The organism is Bradyrhizobium sp. P5_C11_2, from assembly GCF_054049755.1.
This window is the reverse complement of the sequence record NZ_JBFULT010000171.1, coordinates 1-12,969: the sequence shown is the minus strand read 5'-3', so window position 1 is coordinate 12,969 and position 12,969 is coordinate 1. Positions and strand designations below refer to the sequence as shown.

20 protein-coding genes and 1 pseudogene are annotated in these 12,969 nt (G+C 65.0%); 12 read left to right on the top strand and 9 right to left on the bottom strand.

Translation table 11 applies throughout. From position 1 onward, the window contains the following. On the top strand, window positions 1–495 hold a 495-nt coding region (locus ACXJL8_RS17915), incomplete at its 5' end, for an outer membrane protein (protein ID WP_456685340.1). A 353-nt stretch (window positions 496–848) separates the two neighbouring features. On the opposite strand, the gene ACXJL8_RS17910 is transcribed toward ACXJL8_RS17915, so the two are convergent. Then, entirely contained in the window at window positions 849–1,292 is a 444-nt protein-coding gene (locus tag ACXJL8_RS17910; RefSeq protein ID WP_456685339.1) for a hypothetical protein, read from the bottom strand. Between the two features lie 365 nt (window positions 1,293–1,657). Here ACXJL8_RS17910 and ACXJL8_RS17905 point away from each other — a divergent pair, with 365 nt between their 5' ends. Beyond that, window positions 1,658–1,789 (top strand): hypothetical protein, encoded by a 132-nt coding sequence (locus ACXJL8_RS17905; RefSeq protein ID WP_456685338.1) that lies wholly within the window; start codon window positions 1,658–1,660, stop codon window positions 1,787–1,789. Between the two features lie 124 nt (window positions 1,790–1,913). Here ACXJL8_RS17905 and ACXJL8_RS17900 read toward each other — a convergent pair whose 3' ends face one another. Further along, a complete protein-coding gene (locus tag ACXJL8_RS17900; RefSeq protein WP_456685337.1) occupies window positions 1,914–2,114 on the bottom strand; it encodes a hypothetical protein in 201 nt (66 codons plus the stop codon). A 430-nt stretch (window positions 2,115–2,544) separates the two neighbouring features. Here ACXJL8_RS17900 and ACXJL8_RS17895 point away from each other — a divergent pair, with 430 nt between their 5' ends. Both ACXJL8_RS17895 and ACXJL8_RS17890 read left to right on the top strand, forming a co-directional pair. Further along, the gene (locus ACXJL8_RS17895) at window positions 2,545–2,766 is read left to right on the top strand and encodes a hypothetical protein (protein ID WP_456685336.1); all 222 of its coding nucleotides are present in this window, start codon (window positions 2,545–2,547) and stop codon (window positions 2,764–2,766) included. 143 nt (window positions 2,767–2,909) lie between these two features. Further along, window positions 2,910–3,119, top strand: coding sequence for a cold-shock protein (locus ACXJL8_RS17890; protein ID WP_456685335.1), 210 nt, complete (start codon window positions 2,910–2,912; stop codon window positions 3,117–3,119). A gap of 1,119 nt (window positions 3,120–4,238) precedes the next feature. Here the strand turns inward: ACXJL8_RS17890 and ACXJL8_RS17885 are convergent. Next, a complete protein-coding gene (locus tag ACXJL8_RS17885; RefSeq protein WP_456685334.1) occupies window positions 4,239–4,607 on the bottom strand; it encodes a response regulator in 369 nt (122 codons plus the stop codon). Between the two features lie 348 nt (window positions 4,608–4,955). Between ACXJL8_RS17885 and ACXJL8_RS17880 the strand changes: the two genes are divergently transcribed. Continuing rightward, complete coding sequence (locus tag ACXJL8_RS17880) at window positions 4,956–6,128, top strand: histidine kinase dimerization/phosphoacceptor domain -containing protein (RefSeq protein ID WP_456685333.1); 1,173 nt, start codon at window positions 4,956–4,958, stop codon at window positions 6,126–6,128. Window positions 6,129–6,240: 112 nt separating this feature from the next. On the opposite strand, the gene ACXJL8_RS17875 is transcribed toward ACXJL8_RS17880, so the two are convergent. Next, complete coding sequence (locus ACXJL8_RS17875; protein WP_456685332.1) at window positions 6,241–6,603, bottom strand: CsbD family protein; 363 nt, start codon at window positions 6,601–6,603, stop codon at window positions 6,241–6,243. A 164-nt stretch (window positions 6,604–6,767) separates the two neighbouring features. Between ACXJL8_RS17875 and ACXJL8_RS17870 the strand changes: the two genes are divergently transcribed. From ACXJL8_RS17870 to ACXJL8_RS17860, 3 genes are read left to right on the top strand one after another with little or no spacing between them, the layout of a single operon-like run. Further along, complete coding sequence (locus ACXJL8_RS17870) at window positions 6,768–7,211, top strand: hypothetical protein (RefSeq protein ID WP_456685331.1); 444 nt, start codon at window positions 6,768–6,770, stop codon at window positions 7,209–7,211. Between the two features lie 9 nt (window positions 7,212–7,220). Then, on the top strand, window positions 7,221–7,616 hold the full coding sequence (locus ACXJL8_RS17865) for a phage holin family protein (protein ID WP_456685330.1): 396 nt from the start codon (window positions 7,221–7,223) through the stop codon (window positions 7,614–7,616). Next, window positions 7,613–8,032 (top strand): hypothetical protein, encoded by a 420-nt coding sequence (locus tag ACXJL8_RS17860; protein ID WP_456685329.1) that lies wholly within the window; start codon window positions 7,613–7,615, stop codon window positions 8,030–8,032. Before ACXJL8_RS17865 ends, ACXJL8_RS17860 begins: the two co-directional genes overlap by 4 nt. Window positions 8,033–8,212: 180 nt before the next feature. Here ACXJL8_RS17860 and ACXJL8_RS17855 read toward each other — a convergent pair whose 3' ends face one another. The 3 genes from ACXJL8_RS17855 to ACXJL8_RS17845 all read right to left on the bottom strand — a co-directional run bounded on the left by ACXJL8_RS17855 (window position 8,213) and on the right by ACXJL8_RS17845 (window position 9,150). Continuing rightward, on the bottom strand, window positions 8,213–8,509 hold the full coding sequence (locus ACXJL8_RS17855) for a ribbon-helix-helix domain-containing protein (RefSeq protein WP_456685328.1): 297 nt from the start codon (window positions 8,507–8,509) through the stop codon (window positions 8,213–8,215). A 92-nt stretch (window positions 8,510–8,601) separates the two neighbouring features. Then, entirely contained in the window at window positions 8,602–8,919 is a 318-nt protein-coding gene (locus ACXJL8_RS17850) for a hypothetical protein (RefSeq protein WP_456685327.1), read from the bottom strand. A 75-nt stretch (window positions 8,920–8,994) separates the two neighbouring features. Continuing rightward, window positions 8,995–9,150, bottom strand: coding sequence for a ParA family protein (locus ACXJL8_RS17845; protein WP_456685326.1), 156 nt, complete (start codon window positions 9,148–9,150; stop codon window positions 8,995–8,997). Between the two features lie 382 nt (window positions 9,151–9,532). Between ACXJL8_RS17845 and ACXJL8_RS17840 the strand changes: the two genes are divergently transcribed. Together ACXJL8_RS17840 and ACXJL8_RS17835 are read left to right on the top strand one after the other, a co-directional pair. Further along, window positions 9,533–10,039, top strand: coding sequence for a hypothetical protein (locus ACXJL8_RS17840; RefSeq protein WP_456685325.1), 507 nt, complete (start codon window positions 9,533–9,535; stop codon window positions 10,037–10,039). Next, complete coding sequence (locus ACXJL8_RS17835) at window positions 10,032–11,018, top strand: site-specific integrase (RefSeq protein WP_456685324.1); 987 nt, start codon at window positions 10,032–10,034, stop codon at window positions 11,016–11,018. Before ACXJL8_RS17840 ends, ACXJL8_RS17835 begins: the two co-directional genes overlap by 8 nt. A 26-nt stretch (window positions 11,019–11,044) precedes the next feature. On the opposite strand, the gene ACXJL8_RS17830 is transcribed toward ACXJL8_RS17835, so the two are convergent. Further along, a complete protein-coding gene (locus ACXJL8_RS17830; RefSeq protein ID WP_456685323.1) occupies window positions 11,045–11,605 on the bottom strand; it encodes a tellurite resistance TerB family protein in 561 nt (186 codons plus the stop codon). 98 nt (window positions 11,606–11,703) lie between these two features. Here ACXJL8_RS17830 and ACXJL8_RS17825 point away from each other — a divergent pair, with 98 nt between their 5' ends. Beyond that, entirely contained in the window at window positions 11,704–12,021 is a 318-nt protein-coding gene (locus ACXJL8_RS17825; protein ID WP_456685322.1) for a hypothetical protein, read from the top strand. Between the two features lie 20 nt (window positions 12,022–12,041). Here ACXJL8_RS17825 and ACXJL8_RS17820 read toward each other — a convergent pair whose 3' ends face one another. Continuing rightward, window positions 12,042–12,560, bottom strand: coding sequence for a MucR family transcriptional regulator (locus tag ACXJL8_RS17820; RefSeq protein WP_456685321.1), 519 nt, complete (start codon window positions 12,558–12,560; stop codon window positions 12,042–12,044). 235 nt (window positions 12,561–12,795) lie between these two features. Here ACXJL8_RS17820 and ACXJL8_RS17815 point away from each other — a divergent pair. Beyond that, window positions 12,796–12,969, top strand: a pseudogene (locus ACXJL8_RS17815) (IS6 family transposase); the annotation flags it as partial.

The following is a 12,969-nucleotide window of genomic DNA, read 5'->3' as shown; positions in this document are numbered from 1 at the left end:
GCCCAGTACCTCGACTTCGGCCGTAACCGGAACAGCGCCTTCATCAATGGCGCCCTGGCCCCCGGCTACTACGTCACCGATCCGCGCGGCCTCTCCAGCCTCGACTTCTTCGGCACCGTGCGCGGCCGCCTCGGCTACGCCTTCGACCGCACCCTCGTGTACGGCACCGGCGGCTTCGCCTACGGCTCGGGCAGCGCCGACCGCTCGTTCGGCGGCTACGCCGGCAACGAAAGCTTCCGCACCGGCTGGGCCGTCGGCGGCGGCATCGAGTACGCCCTGCCCACCGAGTCGTTCCTGAACTTCTTCCGCTCCTCGGCGGTGACGCTCAAGGTCGAAGGCCTGTACGTCAACCTCGACCGCAACACCCGCAGCCAGGGTGCGCTCGTCGTCAACGCCGCCAACAACCTCCCGGTGGCGTACAACAACATCGGCCGCCGCTCCGACGAGTTCGCCGTCGTCCGCGCCGGCCTGAACTACAAGTTCGGCTCTTACTGAGATCCGGTCGAGCTGCTCCCGGCGTCTGTGCCGGGAGCGCGGCGGCGGGCGAGGGGTAGTTGGTCCTCTCCATCGCTCTCTGCCGCCGGAGGGCAGCCGATCGGCTGACCATCGCATCCCCAGCCCGATCAAACTGGCCGCGAGGTCGGCGACACCCTGGGAGCACCCGCTCCTGGGGTGTTTCTTGTTTAGAGGACCAGACCGGAGTGAATTGGTCCTCCCATGCGAATAGGGGCCATCCTGCTGTGGACGAGATCGCAGGCGCAGACCCTCAGCGGCGTGCGCTTCAACTCGGGATACTCGTTGGCGAATTGGGTGGCCACGGAGATCGCAGGCGTCGAGGATGCCTTGGGCTACTGCTTCGGAGCCGCAATTATCGCGGCCATGCTCTTCTGGGTCCTTTCATCATAACCGCCGGCCTGGAATTCATCCCCAAGAACGGCGGCGGTGCCGGGATCCGGTTCCGGGAGCGGAAGGGGCAGGCTTGATGGCGCCAGAGCCATTCCCGCCGCCCGACCTGAAGGCGAAGGGCTCTCTGAAGGCGCCTTCTCCTCACGAAGATAAGTTCTAAGCTTGAGTTTGAATTGTGAGTGATGGGTATATAAATCATGTCCCGAGGGCTTGGCGCAGAGCAGCGCATTATCCTCGCCATTATCGTTCGAGATACCGGCCCGTATTGGACGCGCGCCGATATTAAGCAACTTGCTTTGATCGAAATCGGACGCGGCGCGGATGCTCAGTCTTCTCCCGAACACCTCAGCGACAAGAACGTTCGGGAATGGCTTGCTGATATGCAATTGTCTGAGGGAGGCTTCACCCGATCTCTCGGCTCCCTTGTAAAGCGAGGTCTACTGGAGCGCCACCAGCTTCCAAGCAGCCCTCTGACATGGAGGGTGACGCAGGCCGGAATAGACGCAGCCTCCGAGTTCGTGCCGCCGTCAGCGATCAACGACCTTGCGAAAGGAGCAGCCTGACACGCAGCTCCGAGGCTATTCCCCGCCTCGCGGAAGAGGCACCGAAGGCGAAGTTGTGGCGGCACCTCGACACTTGCGCGCCGGCGGGTATCCCGCCGGGATGCGCTACGGTCTAGCTGAATTGACGGTGGCCTGTTGATCGCCCAGCTCGTGCAAGCTAGGTCACCCGCCCTCACAAGGAGGTGCCCATGGCTACGGACAACAAGCGCGGCAATCGCGAGGCGAAGAAGCCCAAGGCTCCGAAGGTGAAGACGAATGCCTCGGCACCGTCGACGAAGGGCTTGGTGACTGCCAAGCCCGCTGCAGGATCGAAGAAATAGACGCAGCGCTCCAACCGGCCGGATGGCGCGGTTGGTCCGTCCGGCCTGTCACGCCTGCCCGTAGTTCGCTGTCATCGCGAAGAGGTGGTGGCTAGCCTGCACCGATCTGCTGTAGGGGCCGGTGTCACCGATCCGAGCCGCTCAGCAGCTTTTCGGCCGTGGCCATGCCGGCGGCCTCAGCCTTGGCCGCGGTCGGATAACCGCGATCGGAACGCTGGGCGAGCTTGCCGTGCTTGCGGATCGCCCAACCGTAATTCCCGCCCTCTTCCTTCGGACGAATGACCTCCAGCTTGTAGGGGTGGATGTTCGTTTCACTCTCGCTCATGGCCAAGCCATGCCATGCGCGCTCGGCCTGGCCAAGCAGGGTCAGCAGGGTGTCGTGCGTGTGGGTTGGGCAGAGGTCCGTCCGAGGCGCCTGAAATGGGACGGACTGCCATTGCTGACCGAAATGGCGGAAACCGGCCGGTGACGGTTGTATCCACTACCAAAGTTCAACCGCGCTTTTAGGTAAGCCGCCCTCAGGAGAGGAGGGCGCGGTTCGTGCCGCTACCGTGGATCGCGGCGCTCGTCGCCATTAACGAGGAGATCATCGCCTGCGAGCGGCGTTTCCACCGATAGCGCATCCTGGTTGTAGAGTTGACGAGGACCGGACAGCTCACAGCCGAGGATGAAATGCTGCTCGCCTCCGGCATGACGAACCTCACCCTGCTCCGCGCTCGCCGCGACAGCCTCTTGGCGGAGGCCCTAACCAACGCATGAGTATCGCCAACACTCATTTCGAGGCAGCTGTGGAGAGCTTGAGCCGCCGCATTGTGGAGGCCGAGATGCGTTCGACGGCAGCGGCTGACGCGCTCGCCGCCCTGACTAGGACTGAGGCCGACACCGCCGAGGCGGATCAGCGGTTCAAGGAGGAGATGGACGCCTTGTGGGTCCTGCGTCGGCAGTTTTGGGAACTCCGGGCAGCGGAAAGCGCGTGAGCCACGGCACGCTGCCAGGCATCCTCCCGCCAGTCGGTGTTTACCGCCGCCGCCTGCAACTCTGACGGAACGGTCGGCCAAGGCCGCCGGTTCGTGCCTGCGGCGCCCCACCTTGATGCGCCGACGATCACTAGGACACATCGATGGCTACAGGCACCGTTAAGTGGTTCAACGACACCAAGGGCTTTGGCTTCATCCAACCGGATGATGGCGGCAAGGACGTGTTCGTCCATATCTCGGCCGTCGAGCGCGCCGGGATGCGCAACCTCATCGAGGGGCAGAAGATCTCCTACGACGTCGAGGCCGATCGGCGCAGCGGTAAGGAGAGCGCTGCCAATCTAAAGAGCACTTGAGGCTTCCCGTCCCGGGACCCCGCCGGAGGGCGCCGTTGAGCCTCAGCTAACGGCCCTCCCCTATGGGCCGCGTCGCGTATCCAGCCCCACGCCATGAGGAACGGAACCGAGCCCCGTCAGCCCGTGATCAGATCGGGCGACGGGGCTAACAGCACGGCGCTGGCACCAACAAGCGGAAACGTTCTGTTAACCATAACGGTCGAGGTAGCTGTCGGCGATCGGCTGGGGGCTGAGCGTCGGAAGAGCAGCACCGAAATGCGGTGCGGCCTCATCGGCGCAGTCGCAACAAGCGCGCACCTGGAACACCAGGGCGGGCTTTTCTCATCAGATCGGGCGGCGGGTCAGATCTGGATGCCGTCTGGCTCTGCGACTGGAACAGGGCTGGGAACCTCTACCGTTCATTGACTCCTACCTGCATCAATCCGCACTGAAGGCAGATGTTGAATGACCTTCCCCAAGGCAAGACCACCTTCCGCGGTCGCGGCCTAGCGTTCGTTCATGGCTCCCACATCGTCATGAAGGTCTGTCCGGCCTGTTCGCAGTGGAATGCCCCGAAGGCGGCCGACATGGGGGTGTGCGGCTGGTGCGCCTACGTTCCCCTGCATGAAGACGTAGAACCCGCTGCACCTGTCACGCAGCACGAAACCGCGGTCTGTTAGCTATCGTTACAGGCGTCCACCCGGCCGCCGAAGGCATTATGGACCTGCACGAGTGACCTGATAGCCCCGGCCCGATGCACGGCGAGCACCTCGTTGCAGACCTTGCGGGCCTCAGAGGACGTTGTGTAGGTCTCTGCCGGGCGCTCAAGCCGCATCTCACCGTTAGGCGAGAAAATGAGGGTCCGGACGGTGTAGGACTGGGCGTGCATCACATGACCTCACGTGTCAGTCTACACCATAACGCGAGCTGATCGGTCGGGGTGCCGTGAGTTGGCGGGCATCCACCACGAACCCCGCTCACCGCCATAGTGTGGATCAAGCTCCGCCGGGTGCCGTCGCGTCCTTCGACTCGATAAGCACGAGATGGGCTTTATGCTGCCGCTGTAGGTCATCAAAGGTATCGAGTAGCGCCTCAGCTTCTTCGGTCAGCCGATGGGAGGTCTTCAGGCGGCAGCCTACTTCAGGCGCAGCGGAACGCCCTGAGCAACTGGTTGGGATAGTACGGCTTGGGGACGAACCTCCCGCGATCGGGCATTGCCTGGTTCGACAATCGAACACGCCCGGAGGTAAGCACCAGACAAATGCGCGGCCACCGCCCAGCAACACGGTTGGCGAGGTCCAGGCCGTTCATCGAGCCCGGCATCTCCACGTCGGTGAACAGGATGGCGATATCGTCCCGCGCCTCCAGGACCGCCCAAGCCTCGTCGGCAGTAGCGGCCTCAATGACAGTGAACCCCTCATCCTCCAGTATGTCGACGGCCATCCTCCGCACCAGTGCTTCGTCTTCGACCACGAGAACGACAGAAGCGGCGGTGGGCGGGTCCAGCATGAGGAGCAGAACGGCTGCCGATCGGTTTGGGTCCGAGGCGCGTTCCGTCCTCAGACACGAATGACGGCGACCCAGAATTCCTGAGCCGTGCCGACAACCGGAGAGGAGCCGACTGGCTGCTTGCGACGCTGGGCCTGGTTGGCCCGACCGGCGACGTTATGGGGCGGCGCTCCTCCCGTTCGCCATGCCCACGCACGGCCGAATTCGGATACCTTTGGGATGGCTTTCCGGGTGTGGGTGCCTCGCAATCGATTTCGGGAAGGTGCGACAGTGGACCAAACACGGTGTCGCTTGGGCTGGCTGATCTAGGACGTTAGGCACGGAGCCCATCTCATCCTAAGGTCGGCTATGAACGAATTTCAGCAGGATCTCGCGGGGACGACGGGCCGGACGCTGGCGGAACGGCACGTCGAGGCGATCCGCCAGCATGGGGGGATCTTCGTCGATGCAGTGCGGCTCACCCGCATGCCGATGCTCGTCACGGATCCTACCCTGCCGGGCAACCCGATCATCTTCGCTAACCAGGCCTTTGTCGAACTGTCAGGCTACTCGCTGGAGGAGTTGCTCGGGCAGGATCCGCATTTCATGAATGGGGCAGACACCGACCCCGCGGCCATTCAGCAGTACGAGGCAGCGATCAACGAGGGCCGCGACGCCACCCTGGAAATCTTGCAGTACGCCAAGGACGACAGGCCGTTCCGAGCCATGCTGTTTGCCAGCCCGCTGGACGACGGACAGGGCACCGTCACCAACCACTTCCTGTCCTACCTCGACATCACGCGCCGGTTCGAGGCCGAAGAGGACCTGCAGGCGCTGACCGCGGAGCTGGAACAGCGTGTAGCGGCACGAACCCGTGAGCTGGAAACCGCAAATGAGCAGATGAGGAAGCTGGCTGCCGAGCGTGAGATGTTGCTGGTCGAGGTCAACCACCGCGCCAAGAACAGCCTGTCGATCGCCGCAGCGCTGCTGGGCCTGCAGGCGCGGCGCCAAGCCGACCCGATGGTGAAGGTGCTGTTCACCGAGGTCCGGGAGCGGATCAACGCGATGGCGCGCGCGCACGACCTGCTGAGCAGGTCGCAGAACGTGCAGCAGGTCGATGCCGGCAGCTACGTGGCCGATCTGTGCAGTGCACTGCAGGCGATCACCCTGGGCGACGATCGCATCCACCTGGAGGCTAAGGTGGATGAAGGGATACTCATCAGCGCCGATCAGGCCATTCCGCTGGGCCTAGCGATGACCGAGTTGGTCACCAACGCCGTGAAGTACGCGTTCCCGCCCCCACGCTCGGGTACGATCCTGGCCCGAATACGCCGTCCCCAGCCCGGGCGGATCGAGCTGATGATCCAGGACAACGGGATCGGCATGGCGGGCACGCGCGATGGCTCGCTCGGCTACGGCCTCATCCGCTCGCTGGTCCAGCAGATTGAGGGTGACATCGACATCAGCAGTGAGGCTGGGGTGACCGTGACGATCTCGTTTCCGGAGAACACATCTGCCGAGACGAGCGACGGATGCGAATGACTGAAGCGAGCCAACAGGCGCATCTCAGTCTAGCCTCTCGATCAGCGCTTCCTACGCGACTGATTGGCCGGGCGGCCATATCATCACGGCTCGCTCGGCCTCGTGGAAATCTCTATCGGCGGCCGTGGATGACCAAGGCGAGCAGGTAACCAATCGCGCCAGCCAAGACCACGAGGCCTAACGGCGACTCCTGCGCGTGCGGACGAAGGGCCTCGCTGCCCTGTCGGTACAAGCGTTGTGCGTCCGGATAGCGCTCGCGGGCACGGTCGAATGCATCGCCCGCGAACTCCCGCGCTTGCCCAGCGGCGTCGCTCAGCGTGTCCTTAGCCTGCCCGTACAAGTTCTGAGCCGAGCCCTTCAGCTCAGTCGCCTTGCCTTCGGCTTGGGTCTGCTGATCGCCGGTCAGATCTCCAGCCGCACCTTTGACCTTGCCGCCGAGTTCCTTCGCCGCCTCGGTGATCCGATCCTGGTCCATGGCTTTCCTCCTCAGCGTTCGCGCTGTCTGGATTTCGTCGGGCCAACAACGCACGAGCAGCGCCATTCGTCTCGACGGTAGAACCACGCAGTCGGCGGCGCAGCGGAACTGTAAGGGGCGCTTACGGTTCCTTCTGGTCGAGAGTGCCCCGGAGTAACTAGCCGATGCCGAACAGTGCTCAGAATGGCCGGCTGAGCGCGGCCGATCCAGACTCTGTCGAAGCGCAAAGCTTTGCCGATGCGCTGCGCGATCAGACCCAGGGTTATATCGAGAAGCGCAAGGCCGACGCGGCACGGCTCGTGTCGGACGTCGGTGATGCGATCCGCGACACCGGCACCAGCTTCGACGGCCTGCCGCAGTTGAAGGAGTTCTTCGATCAGGCCGCGCTCGGCGTCGACGAGTTGTCCAAGGACATTTCACGCCGCAGCTTCAGCGAGATGTATGACGAGGTTCACGCCGCAATTCGACGTCGGCCCGGCCTGACGACAGCGGCAGCTGTTCTGGCGGGGTTCGCTCTCTTCCGCCTCGTCAATGCGTCTAAACTTCGGCCGGTCCCACGCTCGCATGCGGTGGTCCCGGTCGACGTTCTCCCGACGCCTGACGTCTAGGAGAGCGAGATGGCCGAGCCAGGATTGCGCAGCATCCCGACCCTCGTCGGCGATGCCGTCCGCGAGCTACGAGACCTCGTGGGTAGCGAGGTCGCGCTGTTCCGCACCGAGTTGGCGCAGGGCGCCCATCGCATATCCCTCGGGCTCAGCCTGTTGCTCATGGCGGCCGTATTTGCCATCGCAGGCCTGTTCACGCTGCTCCTCGCCCTGGTGAAGGGCATCGCCGTCCTCGTGCGGTCGGACGCATTGGCATCGCTGATCGTGGGCGGCGCCTTCCTCCTGCTCGCGATCGGTATCGGGCTGTTCGGGCGCAGCAAGGCGTCCCTGTCCACGCTGGAGCCGACCCGCACGGGACGGCAGGTCAAACAGGACGCGCACGTTCTCACGGATCGGATCGACACATGAGCGACTCGCCGGACAAGCTGGAGCAGGACGTCGAGGCGAGCCGTGGGCGGCTAGACCGGACGCTGGCGGATCTGCAGGCCCGGTTCAATCGCCCCGGGATCCCACGTGACTTTGCTGACCTCCGCCGGTCAGGGCAGGCGGCGAGCGAAACTGTCGAGCGCTTGGTCGCCGACATGCGGGTCAATCCTGTACCAGCGCTGCTGATCGCTGCTGGATTTGGCCTGCTCGTCTACGAGGCGGTCCGCACAGCGGCAGAACGGAGACGGTTGGCGTTCATTCCTGCAGGATCGACCGTAGCCTCGACGGATCGTCATCTGCCGGAGAACCATCCGGACCGGATGCATGAGCGGCTCGACGATGCGCTGGAGGAGAGCTTCCCCGGCAGCGACCCGGTCTCGGTCCGGATCACGAAGTAAGCGTTTCCAGAAATTCTGAACGACCGGCCGGGACCAGCCGACTGGCTGCATCCCGGCCTCGCGCGCAACCCCGAACGCGTCCGCGACCGGCAGAAAGACGGCTTGCTATCAAGCTGCCTCGCCGTCAACGCATCTAAGCGTCTCGGGGTCGAGGCGTCGAGCTGCTGAGGTTAGGAGGCGTCACGACGCCTTGAAGCCGTGACGTCGCAGCACATCCCGGATCGCATCCTCGGCGAGCGCCTGGGCCGTCGTGTCCTGGTCAAGGGCGATCTGGCGCAGGGCCTTCCGCTCGGCTGGCGTCATGCGGACGATGATCTGCACCCGGGCGTCGCCACCCTTGGCCTTGGCCGGGGCTGACTGCGCGGGAGCGGCCTCGGGCGCTGTCTCGGTCGTGGCCGGCTTCTCGGCCTCGGGCGCCGGCGACTTCTTGGCGAGGCGGTCCGCCAGGATGGTGAGCGGCTGACGTTCGGTGGACATGTCTCCTACTCCTTCATCATGGCTTGAACCTCGGACCAGAGCGCCAGCATCTCCTCGGCGGCGCGGCCGTGCGGCTCGAACTCGTTGACCGTCTATCCGCCGATGATGGCGTGGGACATGGCGACCCGCTGCGAGACTACGGCGGTCGCCACGGCGGCGCCCATCCGGGTCAAGGTCTCGCGCGCCTCCGACACGATGGCAGGCTCGGCCGACCCGGTGCGGGGCGGCGCGTGGTTAATGACGGCGAGCGGCTTCTTGCCGACACGCTGCGCCAGATCGAGCGTCGTCGCCACAGCAGCGAGATCGAACGGACCCGGCCGGGTCGGGACTAGGACGAGGTCAGCCACGCGCATCGCGTCCGCGATCGAAGTCTCGGCGTGAGGCGGCGTGTCGATGATGCTGTAGGCCACGCCCTCGGCCTCGGCGGCCGGCAGGATCTTCGGCAGCTCGCGCGCCTCGCACTCAATGAGTGCCGGCGTGTCGCCCTAGCGCATGTCCCACCACCACTTCAGTGACCGCTGCGGATCGGTGTCGAACAGAAGCACCGGCTTGTTCGGCCCCGCGGCAATGACACTGAGGTGCGTGGCCAGGGTCGTCTTGCCGACCCCGCCCTTCCGCGCCGCTATCGTGATCGTCTGCATGCGAAGCGTCCTGCCATCTCGCGGTCGAGCATGGGAAGCGTCAGGTTAACACGCCGTCAAGCTTGCGAGCCGGCGGGGCGTCGAGCGGTCGAGCCGGCATGCAGTCGAAGTGTCGGGCCGTCAGGATGGCTCGCCGTCCAAACGTCACGCCATCGAGCCCGCGAGCCATCGCAGCATCAAGCCGGCGGATTTGCACGACGTTCCGCGCGCTCGCTATCCCCGCATTGAGACGCCGAGACTTCTTGCTATCAAGCGGTCACCCATGTAGCTTTCGATAAAGGTCATTCTCGAAAGTTTGAAATGGGGGGATATGAGGGCGTTGAGCGGACAATCGAGCACGGTTCGGCGTTGTCTCGCGTGACTTGAGCTGAAGGGGTTCGGCATGCCTGATACGCCCGTCGTCGTTGTTCCGACCGAGACGTTCTCGCTTCCACCAGAGTGGTTAGAGGCTGCCGCGCAGGCGGCGCGCAACCTGGGTCAGGGCAAGCGTCTCGCCGAGCTCAGCCAAGAACACTGGCAGCTTGTGCTGGCGAGCGTCACGGATCGGATGCTGCTGCAGGGCGAGACACTGCCGCCGGGATGGAGGCGTATCCTTGCCCAGCAAGTCGGGCGGCAGGAGGCTGCCGATCGTGCGGAGGCACGTGTTGTGGCCCTGCATGCCAAGCGCGAGGAGATCGCTGCTCACATCGCGCGCGACCTGGGGCTCGGCGGCTTGGCCGGGCTCAGCGGAGACGAGCGCGCTGCGGTCGATCAGCAGACCACCGAGACCATCGAGGGCTGCGACCCGACCTCGCCCGAGGCGTCCGACTGCTCGGAGGCGGATCGAACGATGCGAAGGCTCCTATCTGAGCATCATGCTCTGAAGGATCTCCAGGCGGACGATGCCTGACACCTTGCCCACCGAGACGATCGAGCTGCGGGCCGGCCTTCCTACGGAAGCAGCGGAGATCRTCCGCGCCTATCAGCGGGCCAGCAAGGCGGACGCGACGATCCGGGCCTACCGGTCCGACGCCCTCGTGTTTCAGGACTGGTGCGCCCGGTTCGGCTTTCGATCCCTACCGGCGAGCCCGGAGGCGGTTGCGGCTTTCATCGTCTCGGAAGCCGAGGGGAGGCGGGCGGCCTCGACGCTCGGCCGCCGCATGGCGGCAATCCGGCATGCCCACAAGCTGGCAGGCCTGCCTGACCCCACAGAAGACGAGGGCGTGCGCGCCGCGATGAAGGGCGCCCGGCGCAAGGTCGGCGTCGCGCCGACACAGAAGGCGGCTGCGACGGCCGAGATCCTGGCGGCACTCCTTATGCGCACGCCCGATACGCTGACCGGCAAGCGCGACCGGGCGTTGCTCGCCCTCGGCTTCGCGGGCGCGTTCCGCCGGTCCGAGCTCGTAGCCCTCGATGTCGAGGACCTACGCGAGGATCCCGAGGGCCTGCGCGTCATGGTCCGCCGCTCGAAGGTGGATCAGGAGGGCAGGGGGTTCGAGAAGGCGATCCCGCACGGTCGGTTCATCCGGCCGGTGGCGCTCGTCCACGAGTGGTTGGACGCGGCCGGCATCACGTCCGGCCCGGTATTCCGGCCGGTGTCGCGATCCGGGAACGTCCGCTCCCCAGATCCGAGGACCGGCGAGCTGCCCCGCCTGACAACGCAGGCCGTCGCCGACATTATCAAGCGGTACTGCGCGGCCGCCGGCCTCGATGCGTCGACGTTCGGGGCGCACTCCCTGCGGGCCGGCTACATCACCACCGCGGCCGAGCGCGGGGCGGATCTCGCCCGCATCATGGATCAGTCGGGCCACCGGGATCCGCGAACGGTGGTCGGGTACATCCGGCGCGCGAATGCGTTCAAGGGGCACTCGGGGAGCGGGTTTCTGTAGGGGCGCGCTACTGTTTGAGCACGGCGTCAGCTAGCCAGTTCCTCATCGAACCGGGCGACCGCTTCGGCCGGCACGTCCAGTGCTTCAGCTAGCATCTTGAGGAACTGCCGCTCCTGCAAGGTGTCGGGTTCGATCGCGAGACGAGCGGCGGCGTAGATGCGAGCCGCCTGCTCCGGTGTGCTCACCCTGGCCGCGAGTTCGTCGACATCGGCTGGCTCGGCCAGTTCCCTGTCGAGCCATGCTCGACCAGCGACGCCGATCTGAGCAGCCGTGAGGGCGCTGTAGAGACGCTCCCGCTCCGCGGCATCCATGAGGCCATCTGCCATCGTGGCGGCAACCATGGCCCGCAACATGGTTTTGGCCTCGTCCTCGCTGACCTCAGTGTGATCAAAGGGCGTGTGCGGCGTAGGAGGCCGGCCGGCGTCCTGCGAGGGCGATATCGGGGCCGGCGCGGGCGCACGCCCCGGGAGGGCTTTCAACGCAAGACCGACGATCAAGGCAACACCACCCAGAGCGGCGGTCGCGGCAATGGTGCTGCCCTGCCGCTCGCGAACCAGCGCGTCGACCATCTGCTTTGCTTCGGCCATGAATGCCTCCCTCCCGGACGGAATTCGTCGTGCAACGGTTTAGGCGCCGAAGGGGTTCATGGGGCGATCGACAGGATGCCGAGCCCACGGGTGCGCTGATGCTGACGATGCGATCTCAAGAAGGCAGCAAAACCGCCGATCCAGCAGGATCAGATCAGGCCCTGATTATGGGTGAAGCCGTGGCCCTCGCTTTCGAGAGAGGCGGCGGCAAGCTCAGCGGCATGAGCCGGGACGCGCTCGCAAGTGACTTGGCCGGGATCCTCGAACCACTCCTGAACACCTGCACGAACGCGGAGTGGATCGAGGCCGTCAACGCTCGGCTGAACCGGCTGGAATGTGAGACGAGCGAGCCAGGACCACGCCTTGAGCGGTTCACGCCCAACGGCAGCGCTGAGATGACAACACCGCTACGGTGAGACCTACGGCGACCAGCGCCCTACGCCTCAGCGGCTTCCTTGGCCTTCCGCGGCCGACCAGCCCGCTTCGACTTCTCGGAGACAGTCTCAGCGGGCTCTGCAGCCTTCGGAGCCGCCTTCCGACGCTGGTTGCCGAGGCCGAGGCTCTTGGCGAGTGCCGAGCGCTGCGCAGAGTAACTGGCCGCCGTCGTGGGGTAATCCCGCGGCAGGCCGAAGCGCTCCCGGTACTGCTCGATTGTCATCCCAGCGCCGGTCAGGTGCCGCTTCAGCGTCTTGTACGGCTTGCCGTCGATGAAGCTGATCAGCGCGTCGGGCGTGATCGATTTCTGGATCTGGGCAGGGGTGAGCTTTGCAGTCGGCGGAGCGCTGGCGGGGCTACCCTGACCGAGGCCGGTGAGCGCAGCGTGTGTGCTGGCGATCAGCGTACCGATCTCGCTAGGCTGCACGTGGTTGTTTGCCACGTAGGCTGCGACGAGGCTGGTCGTCAGCTCGGTGAAGTCGGGCGCTCCACGCTCAATTGTTTCTACGATTGCGTCCACGTTCTACTCTCCAGTGAAGGTCGACATGTCCCTGCACGGTTCGTCACGCACTGGCAAGATGTCTCAGCGTCGATAGACCTGAAAATCGGCTTCCGATTTGCAATCTCTGTAGTCTTCACCTTCTGAAGTGCTATATCATGCGCCAAGTGGGCTTGTCGCAAACGCGAATGCGCTGAGGTTCACGGGTCGTTAGCCATAACCGCCGAGCTTGCCGCCTCCGCCTTGGAGCCGGTCCATGATCCTGTCCGCCATCGCCGCCAAGCTCAAGCAGCGCGCCAAGGCCGACTTCAGGGGCCGGCACTTCGAGGCGACCCTCATCGTCCAGGCAGTCTCCTGGTACCTGCGTTACCCGCTCAGCTATCGCGACATCGAGGAGCTGTTCCTGGAGCGCGGCTTAGTGGTCGATCAC

What these genes read in the sequence shown, in the direction of transcription:
- ACXJL8_RS17900 (WP_456685337.1), bottom strand. Translation starts at nt 2,114, where the DNA reads ATGAGCGAGAGTGAAACGAACATCCACCCCTACAAGCTGGAGGTCATT.
- ACXJL8_RS17905 (WP_456685338.1), top strand. Translation starts at nt 1,658, where the DNA reads ATGGCTACGGACAACAAGCGCGGCAATCGCGAGGCGAAGAAGCCCAAG.
- ACXJL8_RS17860 (WP_456685329.1), top strand. Translation starts at nt 7,613, where the DNA reads ATGAGCGACTCGCCGGACAAGCTGGAGCAGGACGTCGAGGCGAGCCGT.
- ACXJL8_RS17895 (WP_456685336.1), top strand. Translation starts at nt 2,545, where the DNA reads ATGAGTATCGCCAACACTCATTTCGAGGCAGCTGTGGAGAGCTTGAGC.
- ACXJL8_RS17865 (WP_456685330.1), top strand. Translation starts at nt 7,221, where the DNA reads ATGGCCGAGCCAGGATTGCGCAGCATCCCGACCCTCGTCGGCGATGCC.
- ACXJL8_RS17890 (WP_456685335.1), top strand. Translation starts at nt 2,910, where the DNA reads ATGGCTACAGGCACCGTTAAGTGGTTCAACGACACCAAGGGCTTTGGC.
- ACXJL8_RS17825 (WP_456685322.1), top strand. Translation starts at nt 11,704, where the DNA reads ATGCTGACGATGCGATCTCAAGAAGGCAGCAAAACCGCCGATCCAGCA.
- ACXJL8_RS17830 (WP_456685323.1), bottom strand. Translation starts at nt 11,605, where the DNA reads ATGGCCGAAGCAAAGCAGATGGTCGACGCGCTGGTTCGCGAGCGGCAG.
- ACXJL8_RS17880 (WP_456685333.1), top strand. Translation starts at nt 4,956, where the DNA reads ATGAACGAATTTCAGCAGGATCTCGCGGGGACGACGGGCCGGACGCTG.
- ACXJL8_RS17870 (WP_456685331.1), top strand. Translation starts at nt 6,768, where the DNA reads ATGCCGAACAGTGCTCAGAATGGCCGGCTGAGCGCGGCCGATCCAGAC.
- ACXJL8_RS17875 (WP_456685332.1), bottom strand. Translation starts at nt 6,603, where the DNA reads ATGGACCAGGATCGGATCACCGAGGCGGCGAAGGAACTCGGCGGCAAG.
- ACXJL8_RS17885 (WP_456685334.1), bottom strand. Translation starts at nt 4,607, where the DNA reads ATGCTGGACCCGCCCACCGCCGCTTCTGTCGTTCTCGTGGTCGAAGAC.
- ACXJL8_RS17855 (WP_456685328.1), bottom strand. Translation starts at nt 8,509, where the DNA reads ATGTCCACCGAACGTCAGCCGCTCACCATCCTGGCGGACCGCCTCGCC.
- ACXJL8_RS17840 (WP_456685325.1), top strand. Translation starts at nt 9,533, where the DNA reads ATGCCTGATACGCCCGTCGTCGTTGTTCCGACCGAGACGTTCTCGCTT.
- ACXJL8_RS17845 (WP_456685326.1), bottom strand. Translation starts at nt 9,150, where the DNA reads ATGCAGACGATCACGATAGCGGCGCGGAAGGGCGGGGTCGGCAAGACG.